The organism is Methylorubrum podarium (genome assembly GCF_022179745.1).
Taxonomy (GTDB): domain Bacteria; phylum Pseudomonadota; class Alphaproteobacteria; order Rhizobiales; family Beijerinckiaceae; genus Methylobacterium; species Methylobacterium podarium.
Window position 1 is genome coordinate 1 of sequence record NZ_BPRD01000134.1, and the last position, 8,536, is coordinate 8,536.

An 8,536-nucleotide genomic window follows, 5' to 3' on the forward strand; every position below is an offset into this window, starting at 1 on the left:
GTCCATAACAGCCTCTAGAAGGGTCGCAGAAGGATGCCGAAATTAACATAAATAAAGATCTGAGAATAACTTCCTCAATGTTCGCGAGCAACAATATGCATCCGTCATCAATTGGCAACTTAGATAACTAACAAAAGTTGGTTATAATGTTGCTTCCGAGACACAATAGTGGATAATCGATAGAACGTATCCTTCATGCAATTTACTGCTCTCAATTATGAGATGCATATTTGCGCGTCTGAAAAGTGCAGTCTCGAGCAAATTGCTAAGGCTCGCGCGCGGGAGCAGAGACGTAAATCAGGAAGACAGGCAGATACAGTAGAGAGGCACCCATGGCACTCCCAATCGTTTTCAATAATGTGACCTATGGCGTTGACTTCTTGTCTCAGGACAATGATGGCGTCCAGAGTGCCGTATTTGAGAATGATGGCAACAATGATGTGCCATACATTTTCAATGGAACCATCAGCAGTGTAGGAGATCCGGTCACTCTGACCAACACTGCTACGAATAATCAGTTTAATCTTTACGCAACGAATTTAGACAACGCAAATCAGATTGTCTTTTCTGAAAATCCAGACGGTTCTGGTTTCGCAATTTTGGTGTCAAATACTCAAGTCATCGAAGGACAAACAGAGACGTTCTCTGAGAATACGCTCGGAGATTTTACTCCCGTCTGCTTCGAGGCCGGAACGACGATCCGCACCGGCCGCGGCGAGATCGCTGTCGAAGATCTGAAGGTTGGCGATTTCGCCGTCACCGCCTCCGGCACCCTGCGTCCGATCACTTGGATCGGCCACCGCGAGATGACCGCTGTGGGTGCGACGCTCCCTTCCCACCAGCAGCCGGTGCGCGTCCGTGCGGGTGCCTTCGGCCAGGGCCTGCCGGCTCGCGATCTCATCCTCTCGCCGGGCCACCCGGTGCTGGTCGGGGCGGAGGCCGACAACAAGGGCGGCGTGCTGGTGCCAATCATGTGCTTGATCAACGGGACGACGATCACCCGCGAGCCGCGTGCCGGCGTGACCTACTGGCACGTCGAACTCGACGCCCACGACATCCTGCTGGCTGAGGGCCTGCCGGCGGAGAGCTACCTCGACGGCGGCGACCGCGCATTCTTCGAAGGCTCCGACCACGCCCTTCACAACCCGGACTTCGTGCCCGTGGGCTGGAACGCCCGCTGCCGCCCGGTGGCGGTCGACGGTCCGGTCGTCGAGGCCGAGCGCCTGCGGCTCGATGCGGTGTTCGCCGGCTCTCTGAGCGAGCAGTGCGATTGGCAGGCCACCGAGCGCGCGCTGACCGCGTAACTGCCGGCCAACGCCCGACCACACCAGCCCCGCCCGGCTCAGCCGCGGCGGGGTTTTTCCGTTCCCGACCGTCGCGATGATTCAGACGAGACGCAAGATCCGGCGGGACATCAGCGCCGCCCGCCCACGGGATGGATTGTCGCCGACATCAACATGGTTAGCTCAGCGCTGACGAGCAGCGAAACCGCACCGAGCAGAGCCGGGTCAACCTCGAAACCACGCGGCAGAGGGCGTCCCACGACGAACGGCCATGTAGGCAGGCACGCCGCGCCGACTGGACCGGTTCAGGACCGAGGACTGGACCTCGGTGCGCAAGCTCGCGGACGGCGAAACGACGGACGACCTCTACGCCTTCCTGACCGGCCCACCGAGCGCCGAGGTCGGTGCGGTGCAACCGAAAGGCGATGCCGGTGATTCTGGTGACGGACGAGGAGCGAAACGTGTGGCTGCGCGCGCCATGGTCCGACGCGAAAACCCTGCAACGTCCTATGCCCGACGGCGCGCTCGCGGTGGTCGCTCGCGGCCAGCGAGGGGACGCGATCCGATAGATATTCAGGCCATCTCCAGACCTCATGCCTGAAGACATTGTGCTCAGGCATATGAACAGTCTGTAGGGGAAACGACGTGTGGCCGTCGTCGGCACCGGGCTCACATCCTCTATCCAAGCACTCGTTCGCCGCCGCAAGCGCGTATCAGGTCACGATTGGGGTGACGGCAGACGGAAGCGCACCCCTAGGCCAAGCTCCCATTACCATTCGTATTTCAGCCTTTGCTCAACCAGCCCTCGATGAGCACGCGGAACTGCTCATCGATCTGTGCCGGGTCGGCCGGTGAACTCTCGACGAGCAGGCGAATCATCTCGGAACGGTTCTCCAGCATGACAGCGGGAGGCTCGCCGACAAGGGCCCGCCAGCCAGCGACGAAGGTCGTCACCGGCAAGTGAGCGAGAGCGTCCTGAGCCGGCGCTCCCATGACATCTGACATTTCAACGCTCCTGCTGCCGCAGATATACGGGCTCGGCAGCGACTTCGTTTCCGCACCCAGCCAACAACGTTAACAAACTCTGATGGTGCATCTCTACCTGCGCCGGAGGACGCGGATCCGATGGCTGCGGTGCCAGGGTATCTCCTGAACCGAACACGGTCGTCCGCGTTGACTGCAACCAAGCGGTGCCGAGCGGCTCTCGCCCCTGAGTCCTGACAGGTCATGCCCGAAGTCATGCCTACTGCCTTCGCGGCCACCGCCGGTCTCCATCCGCGCGACCTTGGCTCGGTCCACGATCCCGTTCTGCACGGGGTCGCGGGTGGGCTGGCCGAACTGTTTCCCCCCATCCACAATTCCCAGCAACCTGAGGTTGAGGTGGCGAGCGAGGCAGCCAGAGAAAACAACGAGTTGGCCTCTTAAAACTGACATATGGCGCAGCGCCTTGTCCCGAATCGCGTCTGTGATCCCTGCACAGCGTGCTGCCAGACTTTTGCGGTTCAGGCTCTTGCCAAACCGGCAGGCGTCGAGTGCGAACACAACACAGGCGTGTCCTGTGGCATCCACCGCGTTCGACCGGGAGCTTGCGCCAAATGGTTCTGTCTTTGGCGCAAGATCGGTGCGCTGCCAGACGAACTAAGGCCTGACCGGTCAGGCGTGATTTTGTCCCTTGAGACTGCGCCGACAGCCGACGATCCCTTCCTGCGCACCCGTATCGTGTGCCGTGCGGTTCAAAGCCCTGACGATCTTGATCGGTGGGAGGCTGTCGAGGCCGTCGCCATGTTCGTGCGCGACGGCTCGCTTCCGGTGTGGACCGCGTTCGGCGAAATGGCAGCCCTGATCTACCCGCAACCGGCGCACGCGGATCAGCTGCGGAGCCTTATCACCGGTGACGAGCCACACGCGCTGCGCGCCGAATCCCACGAGCAAGAGGCCGCCGCCTGGCGGCGCAGGCTCGGCTACGCGCTCGCGGGAGCAAATTGTTCGGGAGACGGCCGGCCCCCAGATCGGGTAGAGCGCATATCCAGCAAGGGAGAGACGCCTATGGCAACCGGTACGGTAAAGTGGTTCAACGGAACGAAGGGCTTCGGCTTCATCCAGCCCGACGACGGCGGCCAGGACGTGTTCGTGCATATCTCTGCGGTCGAGAAGGCCGGCCTTCGCGACCTCGCCGACGGCCAGAAGATCTCGTATGAGGTGGTGGTCGACCAACGCCGCGGCAAAGCCTCGGCCGAGAACCTCAAGGTCGGCTAGACGATCGTTCGTGCCGGCAGCCGAGGACGCCGCCGGCACGCGCGCACGACGAACGATCCCACTGCATCATCCTGTGCCTTGGGCAGCATAGCAGAGGCCCAACATGGCAGGATCCAATTCGACCGGTCGCTCGGCGACCCTCTCGATGGCCGACTTCAACGAGCGCGCGAAGCGCGCCGTGGCCAAGATGCCGACGATCGAAAAGCCTCCCGAGAAGCGCCGCAACGCACCGCGGCCGAACAAGCCGCCGGTCGCTGCCAAGCCTGATGGCGAAGGTGCGAACGAGTAGACCAGCCCCTCGCCTTCCGACAGAGGGAGTGGCGGAAGCGCTTCGCGATGCTCACGCGATGACGAGGCCGTATCAGCTCGGCCTCGACAGAGGCGCCCGGTGAATGGGGGCGTAGGCCTGTGAGCTCACAGCCTTCCGTCTACCGTGTGGGCGACCTCGACTTTCGTCGAGACGCAGGGTTTTGGCTGCCACCTCGTGATATTGGCCGGAGACCCCGCGATGAAGCGTCCCCGCACCACCGGCCACTTGGCCGAACCGCGGCCCCCGCGTGCAGCCCCTGCTGCCGAGCCTGAGCAGAGCGCAGCAGTCGATGCAGCCGTGACGGCTCTTCTCTCGCTCGTCGCGGCCGTCGAGACGCAGCCCGCGGGGCCGGCCACGAAGGCCTACCGGGCGGCGATCCGTCGGAAGGGCGAGGAGGCTGTCGCGTCGGGCGGGAGCGAAGTGCTGAAGGCGGTGTTGCGCCGGGTGTGCGACGCCGCCCCGGACCGCGCCGACCGCCGCGGGCGGATCCTGACCGAGGCATGGACGGGCCTGATCGACGTCCGGCCATGACCAGCCATCGATACGTTGCTTCCTGGCCCGGCGGCCCGTTCGAAAGCCGTCCCACCACTCGCAGGTCTCGCTTCTGACTATGCTCACCAGACAGGATCATCGACCATCGTGACCGGAGCGACCCCGAACTCGCCCGCGACGTCCAGGCTCGCCGACGCAGCATCGCCACCCGATCAGGCGCAGCTCGCACGGGACGTGGCTCGGCACTGCGCCGCATTCCGCGAGCCGATTCCCAAGCTGGCTGTGCGGCAAGTCGCCGACACCCTGCTGCCGTACCTGATCCTGTGCGCGCTGATGCTCAGCATGGCGGCGAACGGCTACGCGCTGCTGACCCTACCGCTCGCCGTGCCGGCGGGCGGGCTCCTGGTCCGGCTCTTCATTATCCAGCATGATTGCGGACACGGCTCGTTCCTGCCCTCACGTCGCGGCAACGACTGGCTCGGCCGCGCCTTGAGCCTTCTGACGGTGACGCCCTACGACAGCTGGAAGCGGGCCCACGCCCTGCATCATGCCTCCACCGGCGATCTCAGCCGCCGCGGCACCGGGGATATCCACACACTGACCGTGCGCGAGTACCTCGCTCTGCCGCGTCGAAGCCGGCTCCGCTACCGCCTCTACCGCAACCCGCTCATCCTGATCGTGCTCGGTTCACCGCTCAACTTCCTCCTGCTGCAGCGGCTGCCCTCCGGCGTCGGGCTCCCGTGGCGGACGGCGTGGCGCGACGTGCTGGCGCTTGATGCGGCGCTCTTCGCTGGCCTGGCGCTCCTCACGGTCGCGGTCGGCGGCGTCGGGACGGTTCTCTGGGTGTTCCTGCCGGTGATCAGCGTCGCCGCCTGGATCGGGGGCTGGCTGTTCTACGTCCAGCACCAGTATGAGGAGACCGTCTGGGAAGAAGCCGACACCTGGGACTTTCACCGCGCCGCCCTCGGCGGAAGTTCGTATTACGTTCTGCCGCACGTTCTTCAATGGTTCACCGGCAATGTCGGCCTCCACCACGTCCACCATCTGAACAGCCGCATTCCGAACTACCGCTTGCAGGAATGCCTGGACGGCCATGAGATTCTCGGCCGCGTCGGCCGTCTGACGCTGCGCGACAGCCTGGGCTGCCTGAACCTCGCACTCTGGGATGAAGACGCGCGGAAGCTGGTCGGATTCGCACGAGTGCGAAGGCTGCAGGTCGCTTGAAGTCTGACTCGAAGCAGACCCCCGAGCCATCACGGGGCGACGGTCCGAGTGAAGAGGCTGCTGATGGCGTCGAAACGCACACCCCTACGCGCCGCTGGTCACGCGACCAGTGCCATGCCATGTGCGGGCCGGTGACCGATCATCCCGACCTCCCCCCGTCTGGGCCGCTTGCGAGCCTCGGCTGGCGCGACTTCTTCGCGGAGCAGCGCGAACCGCACGAGATGGGTCTCGTGCCCATGCGGATCGCCACGGTTCACCGCTCGCGCCTGACGGGGCTGTCGGAGGCGGGATCGGTCGAGCTGACGCTTCCCGTTCACACCAACACCGCTGACTTCGCCGTGGGCGATTGGGTCCTGATTCATCCTCGCACCCGGATGCTCCACCGCCGTCTGAACCGAAGGACGGTTCTGGAGCGACGCCTCGAGGGTAGCCGGGCCCTGCAGCCCGTCGCAGCCAATGTCGATACGCTGTTCATCGTCACCTCCTGCAACGCTGATTTCAATCAGGCCCGCCTCGAGCGCTATCTGGCTCTGGCCAACCAGGGCGGTGCAAACCCGGTGATCTTGCTCACCAAAGCCGACATGGCGACTGACGTTGATGTCTACCGCTGTCAGGCTGCCGAGTTGCAGCGCGGGCTCGATGTCGTGAGCGTCAATCCCCGGCTTCCTGCAGCGGCACGGACCTTAGCCTCGTGGTGCGGGGTGGGGCAGACCGTGGCGCTGGTCGGCTCTTCCGGTGTCGGCAAATCGACTCTGGTGAACACGCTCGCCGGTCCGGGGCAGGCGCTTCCCCAGGAAACCGGAGGCATTCGCGAGCACGACGCCAAGGGACGCCACACCACGACGTCGCGTTCCCTGCACGCCATCGTAGGGGGCGGCTGGGTGATCGACACGCCGGGGATGCGGACGCTGCATGTCAGCGACGCTGGGGAAGGGATCGCAACGCTGTTCGCCGAGATCACCGAACTCGCGCCTTCGTGCCGGTTCCGCGACTGCACGCACGCGCACGAACCCGGCTGCGCCGTGCAAGCCGCCGTCGCCGACGGCAGGCTCAACCCCGAGCGCCTCATCCGCTGGCGCAAGCTCCACGATGAAAATCATGATAACACGCCCGCATCCGCCGGGCCACGCGGTCGAAGGAGTGTCGGCAGGTAGACATTTTCAAAGCAGTCGAGCTCGGCTGAAGAATTTCAATCTACGTCGAATTCGAAGGACAAGTCTTCAGTCGGAGGCCTCTCTTGCGGTGCAAGAAGGAATGGCAGCAAGGCAGCCGTAAAGGCCTCCGGATGCGAGTAATTGATCCCGTGGGCCGCGCCGGGGATGGCGGCAAGCCGCCCCCGAGGCAGAGAGGCAGCGAGGCTCGTCACGAACGCATAGGGCACGATGTAGTCGCGCGTGCCCCAGACCACGAGCGTCGGCTGAGAGATCCGTAACGCCTTCTCTGCGATATGGTTGTCGACCATGCTCCTCAGGGTCTGGAGGTAGCGCCGGATCCCAGAGCGGGCATAATCCGTCAGCGCGACCCAGGCGAGCGACCAGCGCTCGAATGGCGCGATAAGGAAGAAGCCCACGACTTGCCGGGCAATGCCGCGTGCCTCCGGGTCCGGCGTAGGCCCCTGCAGCACAAGGCGGTCGACGAGTTGCGGGTGGACGACGGCCAGTTCCACCAGCACCTCGCAACCGAGCGAATTGCCAACAAAGGCTGCGCGCTTCACGCCGATCTCATGCATCCAGGCAGCCAGCGCATCGGCAAGCTGGCGCACCGTGAGCGCCTGAGGAGGCTTGTCGCTCAGGCCGAAGCCGGGCAGGTCAGGTGCGTAGACCTGCAGGTGCGGGGCGAGATGCTCTGCGAGCGGGATCATGTAGCGGCTCGACATCCCGAGCCCGTGGACCAGGATCACGGGCAAGCGGTCATCCGGTACGGAGTCGACCGAAACTCGGGCATGCACGGTGATGCCGCCGACGCGGTCGCGTCTCGCTGCGAGGCGTCCATGGTGTACTGTGCCCCCCTGGCACACACGCCGTCTGGCTGCCGATCGGACCACGGCCAGACCGAGCGGAGCCCCGGCGACCATCGCAGCGATCCACCACCGGATTACTTTCATCTGCCCGCCCTGCCGATCGCGACCATGGTTATCCGGTCGACCGCCTTAACCTCTCGCTTACCCTGACCCGCCAGTTTGCCGCTCCCGATCAGCGCGAGGAGTGAGCATGTCCGACACGACCGACACCGTGGGCGTCGCAGGCGACCGGATCCGCTCCATCATCGAGCGCATCGAGCGTCTCGACGAGGAGATCAAGGATCTCATGGAGACCAAGAAGGAGATCTTCGGCGAGGCCAAGGGCGAGGGGCTCGACGTCAAGGTGCTCAAGGAGATCCTGAAGTTGCGCAAGCAGGACAAGGACGAGCGCGACGAGCAAGAGACGCTGCTTGACCTCTATCTGCGTGCGATGGATGCGCCGACGCCCGCCCCAGTCGCCCAGGCAGCCTAATCGGACAGCTCTCCGCTACCGGGCCCGATGGACCTGGCCCGGTGCGCGGTCAGACACGAACGAGCGGGCGCCAAGCGGCAAGTATGGATCAAGCACCCTGCGCCCGCTCCTCATGTCCGGCCGACGATTTCCGCTGGTGAACGCCTCGACGACATAGCCGACAATGGTCACTTCGCCGCCGAGGATCAGGCCGGGGTGGTTGTGTCATTGCACGCCCAGGGGAGGTCAGGCTTGGCTATGCAGAGAGGGCAGCCCGTGCCCTGGATGAGCTGCCGGACAGGCGCCCCGGAACCGTGGTACCGGGCGTTTCCTTCACGCATCCGCAGGCGGCAAGGGTCGGTCTGCATGGGATTGCAGCCAGCAGACGATTGACGAGCGAATGGAGCACGAACACGCTTCCGCCATGTAGGCGGTCTCCGTCCCATACACCTGCCCAGCCTGTCGGCTTGGACGCACCAGGCAGTAGCGAAGGATCGCCG

At 64.2% G+C, this 8,536-nt stretch carries 9 protein-coding genes and 1 pseudogene; 8 read left to right on the forward strand and 2 right to left on the reverse strand.

What is annotated here, in order from left to right:
• Positions 1-332 precede the first annotated feature (332 nt).
• Both MFF42_RS07245 and MFF42_RS07250 read left to right on the forward strand, forming a co-directional pair.
• Positions 333-1,304: a Hint domain-containing protein gene (locus tag MFF42_RS07245; RefSeq protein ID WP_238255146.1), complete on the forward strand. Its 972-nt coding sequence runs from the start codon at positions 333-335 to the stop codon at positions 1,302-1,304.
• Positions 1,305-1,590: 286 nt separating this feature from the next.
• Positions 1,591-1,852: pseudogene (locus tag MFF42_RS07250) on the forward strand (SOS response-associated peptidase); the annotation flags it as partial.
• A gap of 214 nt (positions 1,853-2,066) precedes the next feature.
• On the opposite strand, the gene MFF42_RS07255 reads toward MFF42_RS07250, so the two are convergent.
• Positions 2,067-2,288, reverse strand: a complete 222-nt coding sequence (locus tag MFF42_RS07255; RefSeq protein WP_238255147.1) for a hypothetical protein — start codon at positions 2,286-2,288, stop codon at positions 2,067-2,069.
• A 1,041-nt stretch (positions 2,289-3,329) separates the two neighbouring features.
• Here MFF42_RS07255 and MFF42_RS07260 point away from each other — a divergent pair.
• From MFF42_RS07260 to rsgA, 5 genes are all read left to right on the forward strand, one after another.
• Positions 3,330-3,539, forward strand: a complete 210-nt coding sequence (locus MFF42_RS07260; protein WP_056241414.1) for a cold-shock protein — start codon at positions 3,330-3,332, stop codon at positions 3,537-3,539.
• Between the two features lie 145 nt (positions 3,540-3,684).
• Positions 3,685-3,828, forward strand: a complete 144-nt coding sequence (locus MFF42_RS07265; protein WP_182556833.1) for a hypothetical protein — start codon at positions 3,685-3,687, stop codon at positions 3,826-3,828.
• Positions 3,829-4,047: 219 nt separating this feature from the next.
• Positions 4,048-4,380: a hypothetical protein gene (locus tag MFF42_RS07270; RefSeq protein ID WP_238255148.1), complete on the forward strand. Its 333-nt coding sequence runs from the start codon at positions 4,048-4,050 to the stop codon at positions 4,378-4,380.
• Between the two features lie 195 nt (positions 4,381-4,575).
• Complete coding sequence (locus MFF42_RS07275; RefSeq protein ID WP_306423500.1) at positions 4,576-5,565, forward strand: fatty acid desaturase; 990 nt, start codon at positions 4,576-4,578, stop codon at positions 5,563-5,565.
• A gap of 119 nt (positions 5,566-5,684) precedes the next feature.
• Positions 5,685-6,719, forward strand: a complete 1,035-nt coding sequence (gene rsgA / locus MFF42_RS07280; protein WP_238255151.1) for a ribosome small subunit-dependent GTPase A — start codon at positions 5,685-5,687, stop codon at positions 6,717-6,719.
• Between the two features lie 35 nt (positions 6,720-6,754).
• On the opposite strand, the gene MFF42_RS07285 is transcribed toward rsgA, so the two are convergent.
• Entirely contained in the window at positions 6,755-7,465 is a 711-nt protein-coding gene (locus MFF42_RS07285) for an alpha/beta fold hydrolase (RefSeq protein WP_238255150.1), read from the reverse strand.
• A gap of 310 nt (positions 7,466-7,775) precedes the next feature.
• On the opposite strand from MFF42_RS07285, the gene MFF42_RS07290 reads away from it, so the two are divergent.
• On the forward strand, positions 7,776-8,057 hold the full coding sequence (locus MFF42_RS07290) for a DUF2312 domain-containing protein (protein WP_182556838.1): 282 nt from the start codon (positions 7,776-7,778) through the stop codon (positions 8,055-8,057).
• Positions 8,058-8,536: the final 479 nt, after the last annotated feature.